This window comes from Acinetobacter sp. 12966 (assembly GCF_031196995.1).
GTDB lineage: Bacteria > Pseudomonadota > Gammaproteobacteria > Pseudomonadales > Moraxellaceae > Acinetobacter > Acinetobacter geminorum.
The window spans coordinates 47,927-70,170 of the sequence record NZ_JAVIMC010000103.1; the positions used below are offsets into that span (position 1 = coordinate 47,927).

Annotated in this window: 21 protein-coding genes; 10 read left to right on the forward strand and 11 right to left on the reverse strand. The window is 38.1% G+C overall.

Translation table 11 applies throughout. The annotated features are described in order from the left end of the window. The first annotated feature begins 125 nt into the window (after nucleotides 1-125). Nucleotides 126-1,742, forward strand: coding sequence for a cytosine permease (locus tag RFW85_RS16065; protein ID WP_216076489.1), 1,617 nt, complete (start codon nucleotides 126-128; stop codon nucleotides 1,740-1,742). Between the two features lie 57 nt (nucleotides 1,743-1,799). On the opposite strand, the gene RFW85_RS16070 is transcribed toward RFW85_RS16065, so the two are convergent. Next, nucleotides 1,800-2,255 carry an Lrp/AsnC family transcriptional regulator gene (locus RFW85_RS16070; protein ID WP_000376211.1) on the reverse strand — a complete coding sequence of 152 codons (456 nt, stop codon included), beginning with the start codon at nucleotides 2,253-2,255 and terminating at the stop codon, nucleotides 1,800-1,802. Between the two features lie 156 nt (nucleotides 2,256-2,411). On the opposite strand from RFW85_RS16070, the gene RFW85_RS16075 reads away from it, so the two are divergent. Then, entirely contained in the window at nucleotides 2,412-3,023 is a 612-nt protein-coding gene (locus RFW85_RS16075; RefSeq protein ID WP_000885232.1) for a LysE family translocator, read from the forward strand. Nucleotides 3,024-3,093: 70 nt separating this feature from the next. Here the strand turns inward: RFW85_RS16075 and RFW85_RS16080 are convergent, their stop codons facing one another. Then, entirely contained in the window at nucleotides 3,094-3,705 is a 612-nt protein-coding gene (locus tag RFW85_RS16080; protein WP_005069871.1) for a LexA family transcriptional regulator, read from the reverse strand. A gap of 287 nt (nucleotides 3,706-3,992) precedes the next feature. Here RFW85_RS16080 and RFW85_RS16085 point away from each other — a divergent pair, with 287 nt between their 5' ends. Next, nucleotides 3,993-4,226 carry a hypothetical protein gene (locus tag RFW85_RS16085; RefSeq protein ID WP_002114518.1) on the forward strand — a complete coding sequence of 78 codons (234 nt, stop codon included), beginning with the start codon at nucleotides 3,993-3,995 and terminating at the stop codon, nucleotides 4,224-4,226. Nucleotides 4,227-4,284: 58 nt separating this feature from the next. Here the strand turns inward: RFW85_RS16085 and RFW85_RS16090 are convergent, their stop codons facing one another. After that, nucleotides 4,285-5,634, reverse strand: coding sequence for a KGG domain-containing protein (locus RFW85_RS16090; protein ID WP_170247827.1), 1,350 nt, complete (start codon nucleotides 5,632-5,634; stop codon nucleotides 4,285-4,287). A gap of 474 nt (nucleotides 5,635-6,108) precedes the next feature. Between RFW85_RS16090 and RFW85_RS16095 the strand changes: the two genes are divergently transcribed. Together RFW85_RS16095 and RFW85_RS16100 are read left to right on the forward strand one after the other, a co-directional pair. Continuing rightward, nucleotides 6,109-6,510, forward strand: a complete 402-nt coding sequence (locus RFW85_RS16095) for a DUF6367 family protein (RefSeq protein ID WP_170247828.1) — start codon at nucleotides 6,109-6,111, stop codon at nucleotides 6,508-6,510. A gap of 140 nt (nucleotides 6,511-6,650) precedes the next feature. After that, the gene (locus RFW85_RS16100) at nucleotides 6,651-7,529 is read left to right on the forward strand and encodes an SDR family oxidoreductase (protein WP_170247829.1); all 879 of its coding nucleotides are present in this window, start codon (nucleotides 6,651-6,653) and stop codon (nucleotides 7,527-7,529) included. A gap of 54 nt (nucleotides 7,530-7,583) precedes the next feature. On the opposite strand, the gene katE is transcribed toward RFW85_RS16100, so the two are convergent. Beyond that, nucleotides 7,584-9,728, reverse strand: coding sequence for a catalase HPII (katE, locus tag RFW85_RS16105; RefSeq protein ID WP_170247830.1), 2,145 nt, complete (start codon nucleotides 9,726-9,728; stop codon nucleotides 7,584-7,586). A gap of 41 nt (nucleotides 9,729-9,769) precedes the next feature. Beyond that, nucleotides 9,770-11,188, reverse strand: coding sequence for an iron-containing redox enzyme family protein (locus tag RFW85_RS16110; RefSeq protein ID WP_170247831.1), 1,419 nt, complete (start codon nucleotides 11,186-11,188; stop codon nucleotides 9,770-9,772). Between the two features lie 316 nt (nucleotides 11,189-11,504). Between RFW85_RS16110 and RFW85_RS16115 the strand changes: the two genes are divergently transcribed. The 3 genes from RFW85_RS16115 to surA1 all read left to right on the forward strand — a co-directional run bounded on the left by RFW85_RS16115 (nucleotide 11,505) and on the right by surA1 (nucleotide 12,906). After that, entirely contained in the window at nucleotides 11,505-11,981 is a 477-nt protein-coding gene (locus RFW85_RS16115; RefSeq protein ID WP_170247832.1) for a CinA family protein, read from the forward strand. Nucleotides 11,982-12,260: 279 nt separating this feature from the next. Beyond that, nucleotides 12,261-12,473 carry a hypothetical protein gene (locus RFW85_RS16120; RefSeq protein WP_170247833.1) on the forward strand — a complete coding sequence of 71 codons (213 nt, stop codon included), beginning with the start codon at nucleotides 12,261-12,263 and terminating at the stop codon, nucleotides 12,471-12,473. Nucleotides 12,474-12,588: 115 nt separating this feature from the next. Continuing rightward, nucleotides 12,589-12,906, forward strand: a complete 318-nt coding sequence (surA1, locus tag RFW85_RS16125; protein WP_170247834.1) for a surface antigen protein 1 — start codon at nucleotides 12,589-12,591, stop codon at nucleotides 12,904-12,906. A gap of 193 nt (nucleotides 12,907-13,099) precedes the next feature. Here the strand turns inward: surA1 and RFW85_RS16130 are convergent, their stop codons facing one another. Next, entirely contained in the window at nucleotides 13,100-13,246 is a 147-nt protein-coding gene (locus tag RFW85_RS16130) for a hypothetical protein (RefSeq protein WP_033850239.1), read from the reverse strand. 905 nt (nucleotides 13,247-14,151) lie between these two features. Between RFW85_RS16130 and RFW85_RS16135 the strand changes: the two genes are divergently transcribed. Then, nucleotides 14,152-14,454 (forward strand): hypothetical protein, encoded by a 303-nt coding sequence (locus RFW85_RS16135; protein WP_068565411.1) that lies wholly within the window; start codon nucleotides 14,152-14,154, stop codon nucleotides 14,452-14,454. On the opposite strand, the gene RFW85_RS16140 is transcribed toward RFW85_RS16135, so the two are convergent. Next, nucleotides 14,447-15,352, reverse strand: coding sequence for a LysR family transcriptional regulator (locus tag RFW85_RS16140; protein WP_170247835.1), 906 nt, complete (start codon nucleotides 15,350-15,352; stop codon nucleotides 14,447-14,449). The two genes, RFW85_RS16135 and RFW85_RS16140, sit on opposite strands and share 8 nt — an antisense overlap. A 111-nt stretch (nucleotides 15,353-15,463) precedes the next feature. Here RFW85_RS16140 and RFW85_RS16145 point away from each other — a divergent pair, with 111 nt between their 5' ends. After that, complete coding sequence (locus RFW85_RS16145) at nucleotides 15,464-16,702, forward strand: SGNH/GDSL hydrolase family protein (protein ID WP_309171677.1); 1,239 nt, start codon at nucleotides 15,464-15,466, stop codon at nucleotides 16,700-16,702. A gap of 49 nt (nucleotides 16,703-16,751) precedes the next feature. Here RFW85_RS16145 and RFW85_RS16150 read toward each other — a convergent pair whose 3' ends face one another. From RFW85_RS16150 to RFW85_RS16165, 4 genes are all read right to left on the reverse strand, one after another. Next, on the reverse strand, nucleotides 16,752-18,107 hold the full coding sequence (locus RFW85_RS16150; RefSeq protein WP_309171678.1) for an MFS transporter: 1,356 nt from the start codon (nucleotides 18,105-18,107) through the stop codon (nucleotides 16,752-16,754). 100 nt (nucleotides 18,108-18,207) lie between these two features. Then, the gene (locus RFW85_RS16155; RefSeq protein WP_309171695.1) at nucleotides 18,208-19,497 is read right to left on the reverse strand and encodes a DcaP family trimeric outer membrane transporter; all 1,290 of its coding nucleotides are present in this window, start codon (nucleotides 19,495-19,497) and stop codon (nucleotides 18,208-18,210) included. Between the two features lie 277 nt (nucleotides 19,498-19,774). Continuing rightward, complete coding sequence (locus RFW85_RS16160; RefSeq protein WP_309171679.1) at nucleotides 19,775-20,446, reverse strand: class I SAM-dependent methyltransferase; 672 nt, start codon at nucleotides 20,444-20,446, stop codon at nucleotides 19,775-19,777. A 71-nt stretch (nucleotides 20,447-20,517) separates the two neighbouring features. Continuing rightward, entirely contained in the window at nucleotides 20,518-22,212 is a 1,695-nt protein-coding gene (locus RFW85_RS16165; protein WP_309171680.1) for an AMP-binding protein, read from the reverse strand. Between the last annotated feature and the right edge of the window lie 32 nt (nucleotides 22,213-22,244).

Here is a 22,244-nt window from a genome sequence, read left to right on the forward strand (position 1 = left end):
AATACGCACATATACGCAAAATAACGTATTTTCAATTTTTCCCAAAAATCACACACTCAAATCCATCAAAAAACAATGATCAATATTTGTGTTGATTGACCGAAAATGATTGGGAGATTGATGTTATGAGTGTATCTGAACATCCAAATCTGGACACTGTGCAAGGTACAGATTCACAAAAAGCAGTGAATGAAACCTTAGAAGATTATACTTTACGTTATGCTCCACACAGCTTTCGGCGCTGGAGTCCCAAAGTTGTCGCTATTACTGCACTTGGTGGTATTGCCTATCTTGCTGACTTTTCTATTGGCGCCAGTATTGGTATGTCTTACGGAACAACCAATGCTGTTTTCTCCATTTTATTTGCAGCGATTATTATCTTCTTAACCGGCATTCCTTTAGCCTACTACGCAGCGCGCTATAACATCGATCTTGACTTGATTACCCGCGGTGCAGGTTTCGGTTATATCGGTTCAGTCCTGACCAGTATCATTTTCGCCAGTTTTACCTTTATTTTCTTTGCCCTTGAAGGTTCAATCATGGCGCAAGGGTTATTGCTCGGTTTAGGTATTCCGCTTTGGGCAGGTTATCTCATCTCAACAGTTATGGTCATACCGCTGGTAATTTACGGCATGAAAGCCTTAAGTAAATTACAAGTCTGGACTACCCCGCTTTGGCTGGTTCTGATGATTGGTCCTGTGGCCTATCTGATTTATCAAGAACCTACCTTAGTCAGCCAGTTTGCAACTTTCACAGGTAACGAAGGTTTCGCAACTGTAGACATGGCAGCAATCATGTTGGGTGCTGGTATATGTCTATCTTTGATTATGCAAATTGGTGAGCAAATTGACTACCTACGCTTCATGCCTGCTAAAACAAAAGAAAATAGCAAAGCATGGTGGGCTGCGGTTATTTCAGCGGGTCCGGGTTGGGTGATTTTAGGGGCGATTAAACAAATTATCGGGGCATTTTTAGGTTTCTATTTACTTACTAAAATACCGGGCGTAAACAGCACTGAACCTGTTCAACAGTTTAATGCGGCGTTTCATGACATGCTTCCGGGCTGGGCTGCTTTAACACTCGCAGTGATTTTGGTGGTCATTTCTCAAATTAAAATTAATGTGACTAATGCTTACTCTGGTTCCCTTGCATGGACAAGTGCCTACACTCGTATTAGCAAACATTATCCGGGTCGTATTGTGTTTGTGATGGTGAACTTGGCAATTGCGCTTGCTTTAATGGAAGGCAACATGTTTGCGGTACTGGGTAAAATCTTAGGGTTCTATTCAAACTTTGCGATTGCATGGGTTGTAGTTGTTGCAACAGACATTTCAATCAACAAATATGTTTTAAAACTTTCACCTAAAGAGCCGGAATACCGCCGTGACATGCTATACAACGTAAACCCTGTCGGTATGGTTGCATTCCTTGTATCAGCAGGCTTATCGATTGCAGCATTCTTCGGCTTACTCGGTAGTTTCTTGGCACCTTACTCACCGCTTATCGCACTTGTGCTTGCTTTTGTATTAACACCAATCATGGGTTTATTAACCAAAGGAAAATACTACATCAAGTCAAACGATGACGGTATTAAAGAACCACGTTACGATGCTGAAGGCACTCCTGTTGCTACCGTCTATCACTGCCGCGTATGTGAGCAAGGCTATGAACGTCCAGATATTATGTTCTCTCACAAACATAACGGTACGATCTGTTCTTTGTGTAAAACACTCGATGCTTAAATATTCTTAAAACTAAAAAAGAAGCTTTAAAGCTTCTTTTTTTATATCTGATGATTCTTAGCCAATCGGGAATAAACGTTCAGGCACTACATCTTTCATCACGATGGTTGAGATGAGCCGTTGCACACTTGGAATAGCAGATAATTTTTCATCGTACAAACGCTGGAAAGCAGGTAAATCTTTAGCCACCACATGTAGTAAATAATCTGGCTCACCAAACAAACGCTGTGCCTGAATAATTTGCGGTATGTCTATCACGGCATTTTCAAACTTCTCGACTGCCTGTTTATCGCCCTCTTTAAGCGTAATAAAAACAATCGCTGAAAATTCAAATCCCACTAAGTTTGGGTCGAGTTCTGCCCGATAACCTTTGATAGCTCCAGACTCTTCTAAAGCCTTCACTCGTCTATGACAAGGTGAAATGCTCAAACCGACTTTTTCTGCCAACTCGGTGATAGATAATCGGCCATTTAATTGCAATTCAGCAAGAATCTTTTTATCTGTGCGATCCATTTAGAAAAATTTACCCCAAATGAGTGTGATATGAGCAAACATTTAAAAGCACATTCTAAATACATGAGCATATTATTTTCAACAAGCTCGCATAAATAGGGATTTTTTCTAAACCACGAGCGAAACCTTTGGAAAATAGTTTGCTGAGATAAGCATATGGCTTTTAACATTTTTATTGCATTTTGGAGTGTCTCCATTCTTTTTATTATTACGCCAGGGGCAGACTGGGCCTATGCCATTTCAGCAGGGATTAAAGGCAAAGTCGTCGTACCCGCCGTCGCAGGTATGCTATTTGGACACTTTATTACGATTTTATTGGTAGCGGCTGGTGTTGGTCTGCTTGTAGCAAATAATCCAACTGCTCTAATGATTCTTACTGTTGCGGGTTCTGCTTATTTGTTATGGATGGGTATAAATTTATTACTTACCCCTCCTACTCCGAACGAGTCTGGTTCTGAAAAAGCTCAGTCATGGTTGAGCTGGGCAACCAAAGGCGTTTACGTGAGTGGATTAAACCCGAAAGTTTTTTTACTCTTTTTAGCCCTGCTTCCTCAGTTTATTGATACTACTGCTTCATGGTCAGTGACAACACAAATTCTTGCCTTTGGTGTTGTTCACATGATTAGCTGCGCGATAATTTACTTAATGGTAGGTTATGGTTCAGAGGCTATTTTAAAAACCAGACCACAAGCAGCACAGTTAGTTGGTCGTTTTTCAGGTGGTTTGATGGTTGTTATCGCTACATGTTTATTGATTGGACAAATTTAAAAAGTCATTCAGCAAAAGTTACTGGCCTCCATTCCAGGTCAGTAACTTGAATATAAAATATGAGAAAAAATTATCTCATTCGTTTGAGGTTATAAGTCACCACTCCCCAAATAACCAGTTCTTGCCCCTCTTCAATATAAATATTCTGATAATCAGGGTTCTCTGCTTTCAGCCAAACTTTAGGTGGATGAAATTGACTATCAATCATTAAGCGCTTCACAGTAAAATCATTGTCGATGAGTGCAATCACAATATCACCTGATTTAGCGGGAATGCTACGGTCCACAATAAGCGGATCATTAATATCAATTCCAGCATCTAACATGGATAAAGAGTTGGCTTTAACAATAAACGTGGCATTTTCATTTCTAATTAAATATTCATTTAAATCAAGTGCTTGCTCAATATCATCTTGCGCAGGTGAAGGAAAACCTGCCGCAACACGTTCAGTTGCCAAAGGAATGTGGTAAATTTTATCGTTATTCGGGTGGACCTGTTGGACATTAAGTTTTGAGTTAAAGTCGGTCAAGTTATTGGTTTTGACATTATTCAGTAACCAATTTTTGATAAAGTTAACTTGAGACTCGGGAACACGAATGACTTTGGTGGGTTCATTGAACTGTGCTTTACGTCCGGCATTTTCTCGTGCACCGCCATGCTCGAACTCTTTTTTCTTTGGCATATTGCCTCCACTCCACTGTTCAAATCCTACACAAACAATGTAACTTGAAAAAGTTACATTTTCAAGTTGACGAAATATTTTTTTTGCATAACAATAAATCTCATGATCAGATTTTAATCCATTTTGCTTTTAACAGGGATGTTTTAACCAAAATGGCAATTTGAAGAAAATCAAAACCTATTTCGGAATAGTCGTTATCGCTGACTGTTTTTTGATTTTTATCAAATGAGATTCTGAACACTTAACATTCTGGTTAAATTCAGTTTTTTGGTATGGAGACATGCGAAATGAAAAATCAACGTGATGCGGTTTTAGGTTATGCAAATGAGCAACATGCTTACTATATCCGCCTAATTGAAAATGATGCGGTTTTAGGTGAAAGCTACGGATTATTTTGTGAAAATCCAGATAGCGAAGCAGCCGAAAGTATTATGACGACACTTTTTTTGAAAAAATCTTTTTGGTTAAACGGTTCTGAATACCTTGATATTGTAAAAGGCCTACAACCTCTCCCTCAGTAAATAAGTAAGCTAAAAAACAAAGGAGGCAAAAGCCTCCTTTGTTTTTAAAACATTCTGCTTAAGACGTAAAACGTCCGTAGGCATCACGTTTTTGATTACGAGAGTTTTGACCACGGCCATCATAATCATCATCGTCATCGCGGCTGCGACCACGACCTCGTCCACCTGAGCGGCCACGATCGTCATCATCATCATCGTCATCACGGCTGCGGCCACGACCTCGTCCGCCTGAACGGCCACGATCGTCATCACGGCTGCGGCCACGGCCTCGTCCGCCTGAACGGCCACGATCGTCATCATCGTCGTCATCACGGCTGCGACCTCGGCCTCGTCCACCTGAGCGGCCACGATCGTCATCATCATCGTCGTCATCACGACTGCGACCTCGGCCTCGGCCACCTGAACGGCCACCCCGATCGTCATCATCATCATCATGGCTGCGACCTCGGCCTCGGCCACCTGAACGGCCACCCCGATCGTCATCACCATCGTCATCACGACTGCGGCCACGACCTCGTCCGCCTGAACGGCCGCGATCGTCATCATCATCGTCATCACGGCTGCGGCCACGACCTCGGCCACCGCGATCATCATCATCATCGTCATCACGACTGCGGCCACGGCCTCGTCCGCCTGAGCGGCCTCCGCGATCGTCATCATCATCGTCGTCATCACGACTGCGACCTCGGCCTCGTCCGCCTGAGCGGCCTCCGCGATCGTCATCATCATCGTCGTCATCACGACTGCGACCTCGGCCTCGACCACCTGAACGGCCTCCGCGATCGTCATCATCGTCGTCATCATCACGACTGCGACCTCGGCCTCGACCACTTGAGCGGCCACCGCGATCATCATCGTCGTCATCACGGCTGCGGCCACGGCCTCGACCACCTGAACGGCCTCCGCGATCGTCATCATCATCGTCATCACGGCTGCGACCTCGGCCTCGACCACCTGAGCGGCCACCGCGATCGTCATCATCGTCGTCATCATCACGGCTGCGGCCACGGCCTCGTCCGCCTGAACGGCATCCGCGATCGTCATCATCATCGTCATCACGGCTGCGACCACGACCTCGTCCACCTGAACGGCCTCCGCGATCATCATCATCGTCGTCATCATCACGACCGCGGCCACGACCATTACGGCCATCATTTTTATGGCTTAATGCACCCGCTTCACGCGCTTCTTCAGACGTAAATTCATGAGCGTTACCACTTGCATGGGCTGCTCGGCCAGCTTCACGAGCTTCTTCAGAGGTAAACTCATGTGCATTACCACTCGCGTGAGCAGCTCGCCCACCTTTGCTAGCTATTTCTCGTACTCTTTCAGGATCCATACTTGCAAATCCACGATTTGAAGTACCTGATCTATTGTTATCATCATCTTCATATCTAGTATTAGCCATAGTTATATCTTCCTATATTTAATTATAGTCACTACCGCTTTTAGTTAACGGATTTAATAACAATAGAATATCTATAATATTTTCCCACCCAAGTGATGTATCAATCCTTTTAAATGTATATCAATCTAAAAATAAAATTTCCTATAAGGTTATTATTTTTAAAATATTTTAAAAATTTTAATTATTAATAATTTTACTCTTTAAATAATGAACATACTCATTATTACCTAATAGTACACTATAATATAGTTTTACAAACATAGTTAAAATAATTTAACTGATAACAAAAAATTTCAAAATGTACAAAACAGTAAAATAACACAACATCAGGTCTATTGAGAAAATAACAAGCAAACAATTATTTTAATTAAAAAACAATAACATATATCATTACATTTTCAGAATTAATTTACTTGAGAGATTAATATGAATATTTAAAACTAATTTTAATAAGATGGTTTGAGTAACTTAACTATGCAATTAAAAAATCAACAGTCAGCTCTACAATATATTCATATTTCTATCCCTGAAATTTTACTAGGACATATTAAGTCTAAAAACTCATGGCAGGACTATGACAAAGAATGGAGCTATAGATTAGACCCACCTCATGCAAGTCATCCTTTCCAAAGAGAATTATATATCATTAAGTCAAAAAATATAGAAAATGAAGATATAAAACTTTTGCTAGATAATATAGCTGTTAAAAATAATAAAAGTTCAGAAAATATAGATGAAGCAAAAGAAATTATTAAAAAAATATTAGACTTATCTAATAATATACCTATAGAAAACTGGTTAGAAGACACAGGAAATAGATCTATTATTGAAAGTATGATTGATAAAAATAAAATCAAGTTGATCGATATTATTTAACCCTCAAATATAAAAATATTTTTTTACATCCTTATAAATAAAATAACAAAGACAACTTATTAAAGAATTCATTTTACTCACATTTACGCGGTAACAGCTCACTATATAAAAATTAGATATTACAACCGAGGTATTTAAAAATGGAAAACTCAACAAACCAGTATCCAACATCTGCCCCCGCACAAGTTCAACCTCATCAACCAGGTGATCAGGAAAAAATGCATCCTGAGCCAGAGATTATAAAAAGCTCACATAAAGGGAGCGATAAGCTAAAAGGTAAAGTTGCCGTTATTAGTGGTGGCGATAGCGGTATCGGGCGTTCTGTCGCAGTATTGTTTGCTCGTGAAGGTGCCGATATTGCGATACTTTATCTTGAAGAAGATCAAGATGCTGAAATCACCAAACAACTCGTTGAAAGAGAAGGACAACATTGTCTTTTATTAAAAGGTGATATTTCTGATCCAGATGTTGCGAAACTCGATATTGATAAAGTTCTACAACATTACGGTAAAATTAATATTTTAGTGAATAACGCTGGTGTGCAATATCAACAAAAAGAAATTGAAAGCATTAGTAATGAGCAATTAGAAAAAACTTTTAAAACTAATATTTTCCCAATGTTTTATCTTACTAAAGAAGCCATTCCTTATATGGAAGAAGGCGACAGTATTATTAATACAACCAGTATTACCAGCTATCAAGGCCATGATGAGCTCATTGATTATGCAAGTACCAAAGGCGCGATTACTACTTTTACGCGTAGCTTATCGAACAATTTAATGAAGCAGAAAAAAGGAATTCGGGTAAATGGTGTTGCGCCGGGACCCATCTGGACACCATTAATTCCAAGCAGTTTCGATGCAGAAACCGTTAAGGAGTTTGGTAAAGACACCCCAATGGGAAGAATGGGACAACCAAGTGAAGTTGCACCTGCTTATCTTTTCCTTGCCTCAGATGATGCAAGTTACATTACAGGTCAAGTCATTCATGTAAATGGCGGTCAAATCGTAAATGGTTAATCCCTAAGATATAAAAAAGCCCTGAAGTTAAAACTTTCAGGGCTTTTTTGTTTGTTAAGCCGGTATCTGAGCAGCTATTTGTTCTCGTGACCAAACACGATGAGCCATAATCAAGTTTTTGAACTTTTCAGCAATCGGCTGGAATTCATCTCCAACAAGAGTGCCTTCATCGGGAACTAAACCTAGTGGTTCAAGTAAATCAGATTTATTACCTAAAAACGCAATTGGTTTTAAATGCTTGTAAGCCTCTAATAGATAATGGCGAGTTACTCCGTCTTGCATGACAGCGTTTAAGTTATCGCCATCAGGAATAATCACTGCATCATATGCAATTGAAGGCTCAGCCATTTGCATACCATCAGCCACAATAATGTTGTCTTTATGGTCTTTTACAGGAGCTAAGCTTGGCGCCAATAAATGAAGAGTCACCCCTTCTTTAATTGCCCAGTTTTTCATAGCTTCTAATGCATCAGATTTGACTAAATTATGGATGAGTACTGCAACTTTTCGGCCTTGAATATCTTGGGGTGGGAAAGCCAAGAAAGATAATTTAGCCGATTTTTCAACTGCAGTTTTTTTATAATCTAGCGTTAAATCAGGTACTTCAATTCCTAAATTAGCGCCTACTTGTCGTGCTAAGTCGAGATCAATATTTGCCAAAATTTGTTGAACTTGACGCTCACGAATGTGTTTTCGTTGCACTTTACTTAATTCAAAAGTATAGGCATCGACCACATGCTTTTGCTCATGAGGGGCAAGGCTCTTGTAGTAAAGGCGCGGTTGAGAAAAATGATCAGAAAAAGTTTCGCTTCTTTGACGAAGTTTGTGTCCGCTAATCTGTTCAGGATAGCTTTCAAAACCGCCGTTTGAAGCAGCAGGTGGGGTTTCAGCTGGCCAATCATTATCAATTGAGTTTGGTTGATATGAAGCCTGCCCTTTATGAATCGTATGCTGGTGAATACCATCACGTTGATTATTATGGAATGGGCACACAGGTTTATTGATCGAAATTTGATGGAAGTTTGGTCCACCTAAACGGCTTAACTGTGTATCGGTATATGAAAATAGACGTGCTTGTAGAAGCGGATCATTTGTAAAATCAATTCCTGGCACAATATGTCCCGGACAGAAAGCCACCTGCTCTGTTTCTGCAAAGAAATTATCTACATTTCTGTTTAAAACAAATCGGCCAATTGGTGTCACTGGAACCAACTCTTCAGGAATAATTTTTGTCGGATCCAATAAGTCGAAGTCAAAGTTCATCTCGTCTTCTTCTTCAACAATTTGTACACCGAGCTCCCATTCAGGATAAACCCCATTTTCAATGGCTTCATAAAGATCACGACGGTGGAAATCTGGGTCTTTACCTGCAAGCTTTTGAGCTTCATCCCAAACTAAAGCACTTAAACCCTGTTTAGGTGTCCAGTGGAATTTCACAAAATGTGATTTTCCTTCGGCATTAATGAGACGGAATGTATGAACCCCAAACCCTTGGATTGAGCGTAAATTACGTGGAATTGCACGGTCTGACATTGCCCAAATCACCGCGTGTGCTGACTCAGGAACTAAAGACACAAAATCCCAAAAAGTATCGTGTGCAGATGCTCCTGTTGGCATTTCTGTATCTGGTTCAGGTTTTACAGCATGAACGAAGTCTGGAAACTTAATTCCATCTTGCACAAAAAATACTGGGGCATTGTTGCCGACTAAATCAAAATTACCCTCTTGGGTATAAAATTTAATGGCAAAACCACGAATATCGCGGACCGTATCAGCAGAACCACGTGGTCCCTGCACTGTTGAGAAGCGTACAAAAATTGGAGTTTGAATGGTTGGGTCAGTCAAAAAACCAGCTTTTGTTAAGCGCTCATTTCCTTCATAAGCCTGAAAGTAACCATGAGCACCCACGCCACGCGCATGCACAATACGCTCAGGAATACGTTCATGGTCAAAATGAGTAATCTTTTCTCGTAAAATAAAATCTTCTAATAGTGTCGAACCGCGAATACCTGCTCTTAAACTATTCTGGTTATCAGCAATTTTAACCCCTTGATTTGTGGTTAATGCTTCATTGGTTGCATCGTCTCTGACTGAGTCTAATTGTTCAGTTTTTTGGTTCGTATTCGCTTTATTTGCAGCGTCAGCACCAGCCATTTCACTTGTTTTATTTGTTGATTTAATATTATCAGTCATGTTCATTACCTATGTTTTAAAGTTAAACGTGGGGTGAGTTAAAAACTTCAAGAGTTAGTTTTGTTAAAGGAACTTAAATATGGAAAAAGGAGCTCGACATATTTACGTGTGCTCCAAAGCCCAATGCTTTTATGGTGTGAATCTGGTGCCAAAAACGGAGTCAGCTTGCATATTTTTATGGCAAGATCAGGTGTCTGACGTATACGTTCTTGGAGTGCTTCCAGTTCGCCATCAGAAATATAGCTAAACAGATAATCTTGAATACGCTGGCTATTCTTTAGTTCTCTACTGTATGCCAAGAAGTTAGAAGAATGATCACTACCAGCAATCCAGTCATGAATAATTTGACGTTCTACAGGGTTAAATACCCCAAACATTTTTCCATTTTCTTCATTAATCATTCGCCAGAACACGCTCTGTTCAGGGTCGGTATTCAATTTAATCCACTTGTGATCAATGAGATGTGTAACCAAGCCTTTAACGTCTTCTGGGTTTGATAACCATTGGTTAATGGTTTTACATCCAAACTGTCTGGTTTCGTTATGTATTAGCTGACCCACGAGCGCTTTTCTTTTTAAAATTTTAAGGACTAAATCTTCAAGATTTAAATTTTTAATAATTTTTGAAGAAGAAACACCATGGTTATTAAGAGCAAAACCACGTTTTAATTTATTAAAGAAAGCTTCTTTATCTCTGTATTTATTGTAAATATTTTCTATAACTTTAATGGCTTTATCTGCATGTCCGTTATCAATATTGTCGATAGTGATGTGCAAATTAAAATATTTAGAATCAATACCCAGTTCTGCAAGCTCATAATTACTAATGAGTAAATGCAGTGGCAGTTGCTCATAACCCAAATTGAAGCCGACAATTTCGGGAATAAACTCAGGTGGAGCATAGCCAAGCGCCAGCTGAATCACGGCATTATGATAGTATTCATCCTCTAAAAGTAGATCAAAACTATCAAGCCCCAGACTACGTAACAAATCATCATAGATACAGACATGGTTTGCTTTCGGCTCACCGAGTCCAAGCTCTTCTAGATAGGTAATAATAAGGTCATGAAAAATAGGATCATTCCAGTAGTGAACTGAACTATATAGCCATGCGCCGTCTACTTTTTTAGTTGGAGAAACTTTAATTAAAAATTCAAATGCCTGACCGACATTTTGGAAGTACTCTCTCCCCCCCCCACTTTGTCTACGGTTTAGGTAAGTCTGAAATAATTCACAATTTTGTTTATTATCATTTTCACACCATTCTTTAACTGTATTTATAGATGCGGGAAAATCAATTTCGTCTTGATCTATTTTATCTATTTCTTTATTAAGGAAATCTTTTGCTTTCTTCCCTTTTTCAAAACTAGAAATATCAGGATCAAGGAAAAAAACAAATAATTCGTAATAGCTCTGTTGATTATCTTGTAATAGGTCTAATAATCTTTTTTTCACTACAACAGGCATTTCTATTCTCCTTTAGTGAGATATAAATTACCATACTTTAAGAAAACTATAATCTCAGCATATCTTTGTTATATTACGTTATTAAGAAAAACCGCATCCCTTTTAAATCATTAAAATTCAACAACATAAATCATAACACAAATTTACATTCTCAACTTTAGAATAATTTAAATATTTGCTTTTATAAAAAACATATAAATTATTAATTTTCATTACATTTGAGTTACTTTTAAGATTATACAGACTAAAAACTTAACAAAAAGAAATCAAAAATAATCTTATAACTAAATTAAAAACAATTGTAAGGAGAGTACAAATGTTTAACTCATGCTGCAAACTACTAGCACAAGAAAAAATTAAAATCGCATTTTTTGAAAGTGCATCTGCAGGTTATTTAGCTTACCGCTTTTCTTTGAGTCCCTATTCAGGTGATATTCTTATTGGGAGCTTAGTCAGTTACGACTTACGTGTTAAAGAAAATACACTTCATATTTCACCTGAACTCATTGAAAAATATACACCTGAGTCGATGCAAGTCACTGTAGAAATGATCAAAAAAGGTAAAGAACTCCTGAATGCCGATCTTTATATTGCCTGTACCGGGTTATTAAAAAAAGGAGGTTCTGAAACTCAAGAAAAACCTGTAGGTACCTTTTTTTATTGTATTTATTATAAAAATAATTTTTATAATTTTAGACGACTATTTAAAGGACTACCCTATCTTAAACTTAGACAACTGCTCTATTACATTACGCAGGATATAAAATATGTAATATTGGATAATAAAAAATAGCTTTCCTTCATAAAAGATAACAAATACATATTTAGAAATGATCATAGCTTTTATTTAACCTCTATGTACCCAAATGTAATTTTAACTATATTCATATTAATTATGTTTATTCATTCAAATTACATTTTATATAAATCAAGGTTTTATTTAATATTTAAAGTTACAGTTAAATATAGGGTAACAGCCCGAAGCTACACATTAAAAAATTTCATGTTTAAATAAACCTATCTGAAGCTCTCAGATAAAACACACATCATAAATGATATGAGGTAATTAAAGATGAGCAGTACTAATAATCAAAGCAATCAACGCGATAATCAACAGCAACAACAACAGCAAAACGACAACCGCAACAACCAACAGCAGCAAGGCAATCAACAGCAACAGAACAATCAGCAACAACAGCAAAATGACAACCGCCGCCAACAACAAGGCTCTAATCAAAAAGATTCAGGCCAACAAAACTCAAATAACAATAATCAGCAACGTTAATCCGTTGCTGACTTAAATGTCATTTGATGCGGTCATTCATTTTATTTAGGAAGGTGCCCTCACCTTCCTAAATTTAACATAAGCATAAAATTAAATAAGAGAAGAGGAAAAACTGATGACAGATCAAAATACAGACCATACTCGACTAGTAGCTGGCGACCATAATTATTCTGACTCTCGCTGGCGAGAAAGTTATCTTACTCGACCTTATTATCAAGAAGCTCAATTAACTACGCCAGATCTGGATTATGATCGTGATTTTTCTGCAGCTTATGAACTAGGTCACCGTGCCCGTTCAGAATCGAAAGAAGGAACTCAGTTTGAAGATATGGAAAGTAGATTGCAACAAAAGTGGGAAGAACTCAAAGCTGAATCCCGATTAAAATGGGAACATGCAAAACAAGCCATTAAAGATGCATGGGATGGCATGTGACGTCCTTAATTGCTCCAAAGCATATAGCTTATTTCCTATTGGCCCTGGGAAATAAGCTTTTTTTTATGGATGTGTGTACTAAAGAATACTAAACAATTAATTATTTTTATATTTTCATTTTTTATTATGTTACATACTTTATAGAAAAAAGTTAAGGAAACCCACATAACTATGAGTTTCCTTAAATAAAAAATTATGAATTTTTATCCATTTGTTGAGAAGTGGTTGGATCATTAGAGCCATGTGTTCCATCATCATCTGTTGAATTTCGATCTTGGCAAGCGCTCATACCCATGGCGATTGCAACAACCATACTCACTGCACAAAAAATTCTTAACATTGAGGCCACCCTTATAAATCTTAAGATGTAGACTTATGAATAACATTATCTTATGTTGGCCTACCGCTGTGGTTCTCTTAAGTTTTGTAGGTTATGCAAGCTTTTGTAAAAACTTGAATAAAATAAATGATAAAAAATTACTCTTCTTGCAATTGATATTTTATTTAAAATTTGGCAACAGCTATTTATTTAATTACGCCATATTCATAAAATTAAATTTGGTTACTCTTTTTTGCTTTATGTTTAGTCAAGTCATTGAACACGAACACTATACAAATAAACAATTAATAAATATTTGATATATAAACATTAAAAATTATTTTTATAATCATATTGAACCATTATTCAATAACTCCAATTGTAAATAACTCATTATTTTATTAATGAAAATTTAAAAATATTAATATTTGTTTATATAAACCAATCTTTTATTTTTGCAATTGACCCGCTTTAAGGCTCAGCTTATGATGCTCCGGCTGACCTATTTTGTCAGTCGGTTTTAGCAGACCGTCTACCTAAGCGCACTAAAAACGAGTTTTTTGGTGTGTAGCCCCTCGTGCCTTTGACGGAGGAACGGGAGTGGGACACCTTCGGGTGTGCTGGTTTCTTAGGTATCAGTCTGCTAACCCTCTTTCGTTTCACCACCATAATTAATAGCAGTGATTGGGCGCAACTTCTTTTATCAAGGAGTCTCTAATGACTATTATTTTATATCGTGTTATTTCATCTACTCTTCATTACGTTATCGATTTAGCTGAAACTATTTTCAAGAAAAAGCTCTATTTTTTTATGTTGCTGCTTTCTTCTTTTTTCAGAGTAAATATTTCCATATTTAAAGCTGGATAAAGACTAGAAAATTTCTATAAACATGACTTAACGATAACAACAACCAATGAAGAGCAATAATGATGTTTTTTTTATATCGTATTGTTTTAGTGTGCACCCTATTAATAAGTTCTATAAGTTTATTAGGTTGCAGATCTATTAGTAAAAATGAATTTAATACACATTGTGTTTGGGCTGGTCGTGCACTTTCACAATGCAACTGTATTTATAACTCTTTAGAAAAACATTATTCGCCACAATTTGTTGAGAACTTGCCTAAAGTAAGCTTACAAAATATTGATGCGGATATGCACTTTGTGGAAACAATGAATGAAACAATGCACCAATGTCAGTTAAGTGCCAGAAAAAGTTTAATTAACTAATATTCGCATGCTCTACTAAGAAATCTAGAAAGGCCCTTACACGCTTAGGGACATATTTATCATGTCCTATCCAAACAGCATGGAATTCTTCCGAAGCATTGATATTCCAATCTTCAAGGATTCTAACCAACTGTTTTTGTTCTAAAGCTTTTTGGACTTGGAATTCATTAAGCTGTGCAATACCAACTCCTGCAAGCGCCAATTGTAAGATTGCCTCTCCATGATTTACTTTTAAAACTTTGGTTGGTGTAAGTGTGATTTCTTGAACGTCTTTTTTAAAGAGCCACGTTTTGTTCTGGCGCTGATAACTTACATCTAAAAGCTGATGTTCATGTAGTTCATCTGGATGCTCAGGACAACCGTACTTTTCAATATATACAGGAGAGCAAACATACTGTTTATAAGTACTGCCAAGCGAGCGGGCCACCAAATTGGAGCTTTTCAAAGGTCCTGTTCGAATCGCAACATCAATTCTTTGTTCAACCAAATTAATGACTTCATCACTCAAATGAGCTTCTAATTCAATTTCCGGGTAGCGTTGATTAAACAAACTAATGCATGGCAATAGAAAGTGTGTCCAATATGAAAAACTGGTATGGATTCTAATTCGCCCTTTCGGTGTATGATTTGCGGTAACCGCTTGTTCCAGTTCGTCTAAGTCATTGAGTATTTGAATGCCTTGCTCATAAAACTGGCATCCTTCACTGGTAAGCTGAAACTGACGTGTTGAACGGTTGAGTAACCTGACACCCAGTCTTTTTTCTAAACGAGAAATTAACTTGCTTACGGCAGACGGCGTCATGTTACATGCTCTTGCTACCGCTGAAAAACTTCCAAGCTCGACCACCCGTATAAAAATTGCCAACTCGCCAGAACGATTGATATCAAAATAAGACATAGTAAAATTTATTTAAGAATTATATTCACAAATCTTATTCCGCTTAGACCGCTATAACAAGGCATCAATTTGTTTCAAGATACCTTTAATTCGTTTTAAAGAGTTCTTGAGATGAAACTTTATCAATCTGCACTATTCTCTCTCGTTTTATTTACGAGCTTTGCACAAGCAGAAGTACAAAAGAGCCAATGGATTACCACTTGGGCAGCTAGTCCACAAAAAGTCTGGAATAAAGATTTCGTTTTTCCAACCCTAATTCCCGAGCAAATATCCAATCAGACTATTAAGCAAATCAGCCAAATTAGTTTAGGTGGTGAAGCGGTTAGGCTCGTTTTTACCAATCAATATGGGGATCAACCACTTTATATTGATAAAACTACTGTGGGGTTAGTCAAAGGACAAAGTCTTAAATCAAAGAGTGCTTACCCAGTTTATTTCTCAGGAAAGCTTAAAGCACAAATTTTACCTGGCAAACAATTGATCAGTGATCCAATCCAGCTCCCTGTTCCCGATCATGCGCAGTTAATGGTAAATACCTTTATTCAAAGGCCAACTACATTTAAAACTTTTCATTGGGATGCGAAACAAACCAGTTGGCTCATTACGGGCAACCAGACTGCGAACTTAAATATGCCTAGTAGTGCCAAAACTACAACTGCGCGATTATTATTGTCGGCTGTAGAAGTAAAACCAAAGCGTAAAGCCCATGTTATTGCTGTCATTGGAGACTCAATTACCGATGGAGCAACTGCAACTTTAGATGCAAATACACGATGGACCGACTTTTTATCTAAGCGCTTATCGCCACATCAAGTCGCGGTCATTAATAGTGGAATTTCAGGAAATCGATTACTCACAGACGGTATGGGTGACAATGCTTTAGATCGTTTGAAAAAAGAAGTATTTCAATATTCAGGTGTGAAAACATTAATTGTTTTGTTGGGTATTAATGATATTTCATGGCCCGGTACCGCATTTGCACCTAAACAACAAATACCGACTTTTGAAACACTCACTCAAGGTTATAAAGGTGTTGTAGATGAAGCACATCGCCAAGGTATTCAAGTGATTGGAGCAACCTTATTACCATTTTCGGGAGCTTTACCCAATACGCCGTTAGATAATTATTACCAACCGAATAAAGACCAATTACGTCAGCGCATTAATCACTGGATCAGAACCAGCCATACATTTGATGGGGTTCTTGATCTTGAGCAAGGTTTAAAAGACCCTAAACATCCCGATCGATTAAATCCAATTTATGATTCGGGTGATCATTTACATCCGAATGACCGTGGTAATCAACAAATGGCAAATCTGGTTGATATAAACCAGTTACTCCATAAATAAAATGTCCAGATACAGGTAGGAATTTGCTCCCTACCTGTATCAATATGAATTAATTACCCTCTAACTCGACATTAAGCTTTGGTGTAATAGGCTGTTTTTCAGATGTATATCGTCTTAAAACCATGACGGCGAAAAGCGCTAAAATTGCTGGAATTGCGATCATCACAAAGTTCATCTTATGTGGTAACTCTAAACCCAATAACAGGCCCGTTAAGATAGGTCCAACAATAGCCCCAATTCGACCTACACCAGAGGCACAACCAATTCCAGTAGAACGCACACTTAGTGGATAATATTGTGCAACATAACTATAAAGAAGAATTGAAGTACCAATTGTTGCTGCTCCTGCAACAGTCACTAAACCATATAAGACATAGGCTGGTGAGTTAAAGCCTAAACCGACTAAAGCGACAACACCCGCCAGTAGCATTCCCATAATTACAGGTTTTAAATGGAATTTATCAGACAAAATACCGCCACCGATTGAACCGATCATTGCACCCACATTTAAGGCAAGCAAGAATAAAATACTCTTTCCAAGCGAATAGCCTGCTGCTAGCATGAGTTTTGGTAACCAGCTACTTAAGGCATACACCATGAGTAAGCACATAAAGAATACAAGCCAAAACATGAGTGTATTGAAAGCACGGCCTTGCTGAAATAATCCCTTTACAGAACTACCTGTTGGTACATTATCCTCATTAAGCACTAAGTGCGTAGTGATCGTTAGGTTTTGTTCAGGTGAAATCTTTTGAATAATGCGCTGTGCTTGCTCAGTCTTACCCGTCTTAACTAAAAAGGTTAAAGACTCAGGTAAAAACTTCCAAATGACAGGTAATAAAAATAGTGGAATACCGGCAATTAAAAACATAATTTGCCATCCTTGACTTTCAACCAGATAACTACCAATTAATGCTGAAAGAATCCCGCCAATTGCATAACCACTAAACATACTCCCAACCAGCGTACTTCTTATACGTTTAGGCGCATATTCTGATGTAAGTGCAACTAAATTTGGCATGACCCCACCAATGCCTAGTCCCGCCAAGAACCGAAGTACCCCAAACTCAAGTGGGCTTGATGCAAAAGCACCTAAAAAGGTGAAACCACTAAAAAAAGTCACACAGATTAAAATTACCTTTTTACGGCCTATTTTATCTGCCAATGTTCCAAAGAACATCGCCCCAAACATCATTCCACATAGTGCCGTACTTGCTAACATCCCCGCCTGTACAGCTGTTAACGACCACTCTTGCATTAGCAAAGGCAATACAACGCCATAAATCACCAGATCGTAACCATCAAAAATAATAATTAATAAACACCAAAGTAAAATACTCCAGTGAAAAGGGGTAAATCTGGCCTGATCAATAACTTCATTTACATTTAATTTAGATGTTGTCATTTACTCACCTCCTTTGTGAGATAAATTCATATTCAATTTTTTAAAACGACATACTGCACCCTAAAGAAAAAACAAATTATTCAAGGTTTTATTGAATAAATTAAAAGTCATAACTCGCCATCACATTGAAGCGGTTATCAATCCCGTTACGTCCATCAAAAGTTTCTCGTTCGCCATATACATATTCGACGCCCAAGGTAATTGGTTTGTAAGGGTTATAAAGTGCATTCACCCAGCTTTGCCAAAGCTCTTTGTTTTGAGTGGTGCTATTACGTTGTAATTCAGCAAAACGGTTATCATCTTTGGCTTTCATATAGCCGTAGCCTAAAGTCGAGCGAATTTGCGGTGTAAATTGATGAGTAATACCCAAAGAAACAGTGTCAAATTCATTGCTATGCATATTGTTTTGATCATCTATTGCATAGCCGCTGTTACTCCATAGCAGAAAACGCCCATCTCCTTTGACATGGTAATAATCGGCTTTGAGTAATGTATCAGGTGTAATTTGGTATTTACCGCCGAAGCCTACGCCCCAAGCGACTTCCTCATCATGATTAGTTCTTTTTTCAGCAACAAAACTACGTCCCGATAACATCGATCCATTGGCAAATTTATGATTTAAGCGCCCTACCAAGGCTGGTAAACGCATTTTATTATCTGGATCTGAGGTCGCAGTATATTTCGGATCTTCAACCGATATTGCAAAGCTTGTATTTGCCGTTAAGTTATCGCTATAGCGAACTAGTGGTGATCTTAATAATGCTCCGCCTACAAATGTGCCTGCATCAATCGTTTCCGGATAATATTCGGGTGCGATAAATGTTGACCACGTTTGACCAATCAACCATTTATCAAAAGTTAAATAAGCATGGCGTATTCGAAACTGATCACGAGTGGCTGCCCCAAAGAAGTCCATTTCCAGTTTCCCGCCCACATCACCCGCAGCTGTTGGAGTTTTAAAATTCAGCCCGAACCGTGTCACATTAACCGTACTGTGTAATTGGTCTTTTTGTGCAGATTCTTCTGGAGTATTTTCGAGTGGAACACCGCTAATATTGTTATACATCGTAGATGCCCCTTTCATTTGATAAGAAGCATCTGCCCGTATATAACCATATAAGTTAAATTCTGCACCAGACTTGGTTAAACCTTGCTGTATTGGTGGTACGGTTGCGGCTTGAGGAGTCGCTGAATTTGCTAGTTCCACTCGTCCTTGCGATAAAGATTTTTGCGCCTGCATATTGGCTTGTAACATAGCCCGAAGCTCTTTCACTTCTTGGCGAAGTTGTGCTATTTCAGGATCTGTTTGACCTGCAAAAGCAGAAGACACAAACAGGGTCACAGAAACAGCCATCAGGCTTTTTTGAACCGTTGTATTTAAAGCATTTATCATAAGACTTTCCTTTTGATCTTTAATTCGACTTAAAGATCTCGACATCCTTTTTGTTATGTACCTATCTAAAATAGGTGCTTAAAATTTGCTTTTCTTTCACAAGAAAGACCTTCAATCATATTTTTTAGACAAAACCTCCCTAAAGCGGCCTGAAAACCACTTTTAATTTGTTTTTAAGTAAAGCTAAATCTTTTAATTTTTTTCAGTTTTTATATTCTCTTCCTCATTGAGAATATGCAGGTTTTATATCCGTATTAACGCTTTCCGAAATCTATTATTTTTTTGCAATAAACCCTTGATACGTCAAAATTTGTGTATAAGGCTGCACACTTTCAAAACCAGTTTTTTCTAAAAGTTTTATATATCCTTCAGTGGTTAGGCTAAAAAAGTCTTGCGCCATACGCTCTAACATTTTTTGACATTGTTCTTCTGTTAAACCTTGTGCCAAGCATAAATAACGTAAAGCTTGAAGATGTTGTGGATTTACACACGTCATTAAATCGTAGGTCAGCAAAACAGCTTTTTCTTTTAAACGATCATAAATATCTTTAAAGAAAACAGGTTTTATATCATCTGCAATAAAATGAGCCACAAGAATAGAAAGTGCAGCATCAAAGCAATTCTCAACAGGTAAAGCTGATGTTTCACCGTGAACAAAGGTGACTTGAGAAGATTTATCTAAAAGTTCAACCTGTTCCTGAGCTTTTTGCAGCATAGTCAAAGATGGATCAACTGCCGTAAACTTCCAGTTTGGATGACGTTTAAGTAAATATTCGAGTTCATACCCCGTGCCACAACCCACAATTAAAATATGAGCATTTGGTGATAACACTGATTGCAAAATGGCATCCACCTGTTGATGGATCACCTCATAACTCGGAATTAATTTACGAATATGTTCGTCATATCCTTCGACTACCTTTGGGCTATTAAAGTCTTTTGCCATTTTGCTTATCCTCTATTTAAGCTGCCTTTCAACTTATAGTTTGCTGCACTTTGACCAAACTTTTAACCTCTTTAGTCAAAGACATTTCCAGTTAAGTTAAGTTCAGCTCGCATAATTTCCTGCAATTTAAACTTCTGCGCTTTGCCTGAAGCTGTCATTGGAAACTCATTAAAGAATCGGACATAGCGCGGCACTTTATTATGAGAAATATGCTCTTTGCAGAATTGGCGAATGCTGTCTTCATCAATTTGATGATGCTCATGCAAAATAATACAAGCACAGAGTTCTTCGCCATATCTGGCATCTGGCAAGCCAATAACTTGCACATCGCTTACATCTGGATGAGTGTATAAGAAGTCTTCAATTTCTTTTGGAAAGAGATTTTCCCCACCGCGAATCACCACATCTTTAATACGGCCTTTAATTTTAATAAAACCGTCTTGATCCATTTCGGCAATATCACCTGTATGCATCCAGCCAGCTGAATCAATGACTTCACGGGTCTTTTCTTCTTCACCCCAATAGCCAGCCATCACTGAATAACCGCGAACGCATAGCTCACCCAAAGTTCCTTGCGGAACAATCTGCCCTTCTAAATCGACAATTTTAATTTCAACATGCGGATGGACATGCCCAACTGTGCTTACTCGTTTATCAATCGAATCATTTACCGAACTTTGTACACTCACTGGCGAGGTTTCAGTCATACCATAACAAATCGTGATTTCAGACATGTGCATGCGGTCTATAACCCGCTGCATAATTTCTCTTGGACAAGGACTACCTGCCATAATGCCCGTTCTTAAGCTCGACAGGTCAAACTCATTAAACTGTTCATGTTCTAAGGTTGCAATGAACATGGTGGGCACGCCATAAGCTGCCGTACAACGCTCTTGATGAATAGCTTTTAAAGTTTCTAAAGGATTAAATACCGCCGATGGATAGACCATGGTTGAACCATGCGTAACACATGCTAGATTTCCCATCACCATGCCAAAACAATGAAACAACGGTACAGAAATACAGACTTTATCTTGAGGGGTTAAGCGGATGCCTTCACCGACAAAATAGCCATTATTTAAAATATTATGGTGGGTCAACATGGTCCCTTTAGGATTACCAGTCGTACCTGAGGTAAATTGAATATTAATGGTTTCATCAAACTGAAGTTGCTTGGTTAATAGTTTTAACTCTTCTAGCTGTTCAGAGGTTGGCGCAGTGACTAAATCACTAAAGCGATGAATACCCGTATGATGCTGGTCATCAATTTTAATGACAAATTTTAAATGTGGTAGTCGCGCTGAACTCAGCACTTTATCTGGACTGATGGTTAACTCAGGGGCAATTTTTGTGAGTAGTTCTTGGTAATCCGTTGTTTTGAATTGAGAAGCAATAATCAATCCTTTGCATGAGACTTTATTCAACACATATTCAAGCTCATGACTTTTATAAGCTGTATTCAGATTAACTAAAATAATCCCTGCTTTAAAAGCTGCAAATTGGGTTACCGTCCATTCCACACAATTAGGCGACCAGATGGCTAATCGATCACCTTTTTTTAATCCCAATTTTAAAAGGCTACAAGCAAAAGCATTTACTTCATCCTGTAAAGCTTTATAGGTTAATCGTCTGTTTTGATGAAAACTAACGATTGCTTCCTTTTCAGCATATTGCCGACAAGCCTGATCAAATTGTTCACCAATGGTCATACCCAATAAGGGCTGCGTGCTTGGTCCCGAGGCGTAGCTTAACCGTTCTTGTTGCATTGAATCATTCTCCTTGATTCTTTTATTCTCTT

What these genes read in the sequence shown, in the direction of transcription:
- RFW85_RS16065 (WP_216076489.1), top strand. Translation starts at nt 126, where the DNA reads ATGAGTGTATCTGAACATCCAAATCTGGACACTGTGCAAGGTACAGAT.
- RFW85_RS16070 (WP_000376211.1), bottom strand. Translation starts at nt 2,255, where the DNA reads ATGGATCGCACAGATAAAAAGATTCTTGCTGAATTGCAATTAAATGGC.
- RFW85_RS16075 (WP_000885232.1), top strand. Translation starts at nt 2,412, where the DNA reads ATGGCTTTTAACATTTTTATTGCATTTTGGAGTGTCTCCATTCTTTTT.
- RFW85_RS16080 (WP_005069871.1), bottom strand. Translation starts at nt 3,705, where the DNA reads ATGCCAAAGAAAAAAGAGTTCGAGCATGGCGGTGCACGAGAAAATGCC.
- RFW85_RS16085 (WP_002114518.1), top strand. Translation starts at nt 3,993, where the DNA reads ATGAAAAATCAACGTGATGCGGTTTTAGGTTATGCAAATGAGCAACAT.
- RFW85_RS16090 (WP_170247827.1), bottom strand. Translation starts at nt 5,634, where the DNA reads ATGGCTAATACTAGATATGAAGATGATGATAACAATAGATCAGGTACT.
- RFW85_RS16095 (WP_170247828.1), top strand. Translation starts at nt 6,109, where the DNA reads ATGCAATTAAAAAATCAACAGTCAGCTCTACAATATATTCATATTTCT.
- RFW85_RS16100 (WP_170247829.1), top strand. Translation starts at nt 6,651, where the DNA reads ATGGAAAACTCAACAAACCAGTATCCAACATCTGCCCCCGCACAAGTT.
- katE (WP_170247830.1), bottom strand. Translation starts at nt 9,728, where the DNA reads ATGAACATGACTGATAATATTAAATCAACAAATAAAACAAGTGAAATG.
- RFW85_RS16110 (WP_170247831.1), bottom strand. Translation starts at nt 11,188, where the DNA reads ATGCCTGTTGTAGTGAAAAAAAGATTATTAGACCTATTACAAGATAAT.
- RFW85_RS16115 (WP_170247832.1), top strand. Translation starts at nt 11,505, where the DNA reads ATGTTTAACTCATGCTGCAAACTACTAGCACAAGAAAAAATTAAAATC.
- RFW85_RS16120 (WP_170247833.1), top strand. Translation starts at nt 12,261, where the DNA reads ATGAGCAGTACTAATAATCAAAGCAATCAACGCGATAATCAACAGCAA.
- surA1 (WP_170247834.1), top strand. Translation starts at nt 12,589, where the DNA reads ATGACAGATCAAAATACAGACCATACTCGACTAGTAGCTGGCGACCAT.
- RFW85_RS16130 (WP_033850239.1), bottom strand. Translation starts at nt 13,246, where the DNA reads ATGTTAAGAATTTTTTGTGCAGTGAGTATGGTTGTTGCAATCGCCATG.
- RFW85_RS16135 (WP_068565411.1), top strand. Translation starts at nt 14,152, where the DNA reads ATGATGTTTTTTTTATATCGTATTGTTTTAGTGTGCACCCTATTAATA.
- RFW85_RS16140 (WP_170247835.1), bottom strand. Translation starts at nt 15,352, where the DNA reads ATGTCTTATTTTGATATCAATCGTTCTGGCGAGTTGGCAATTTTTATA.
- RFW85_RS16145 (WP_309171677.1), top strand. Translation starts at nt 15,464, where the DNA reads ATGAAACTTTATCAATCTGCACTATTCTCTCTCGTTTTATTTACGAGC.
- RFW85_RS16150 (WP_309171678.1), bottom strand. Translation starts at nt 18,107, where the DNA reads ATGACAACATCTAAATTAAATGTAAATGAAGTTATTGATCAGGCCAGA.
- RFW85_RS16160 (WP_309171679.1), bottom strand. Translation starts at nt 20,446, where the DNA reads ATGGCAAAAGACTTTAATAGCCCAAAGGTAGTCGAAGGATATGACGAA.
- RFW85_RS16165 (WP_309171680.1), bottom strand. Translation starts at nt 22,212, where the DNA reads ATGCAACAAGAACGGTTAAGCTACGCCTCGGGACCAAGCACGCAGCCC.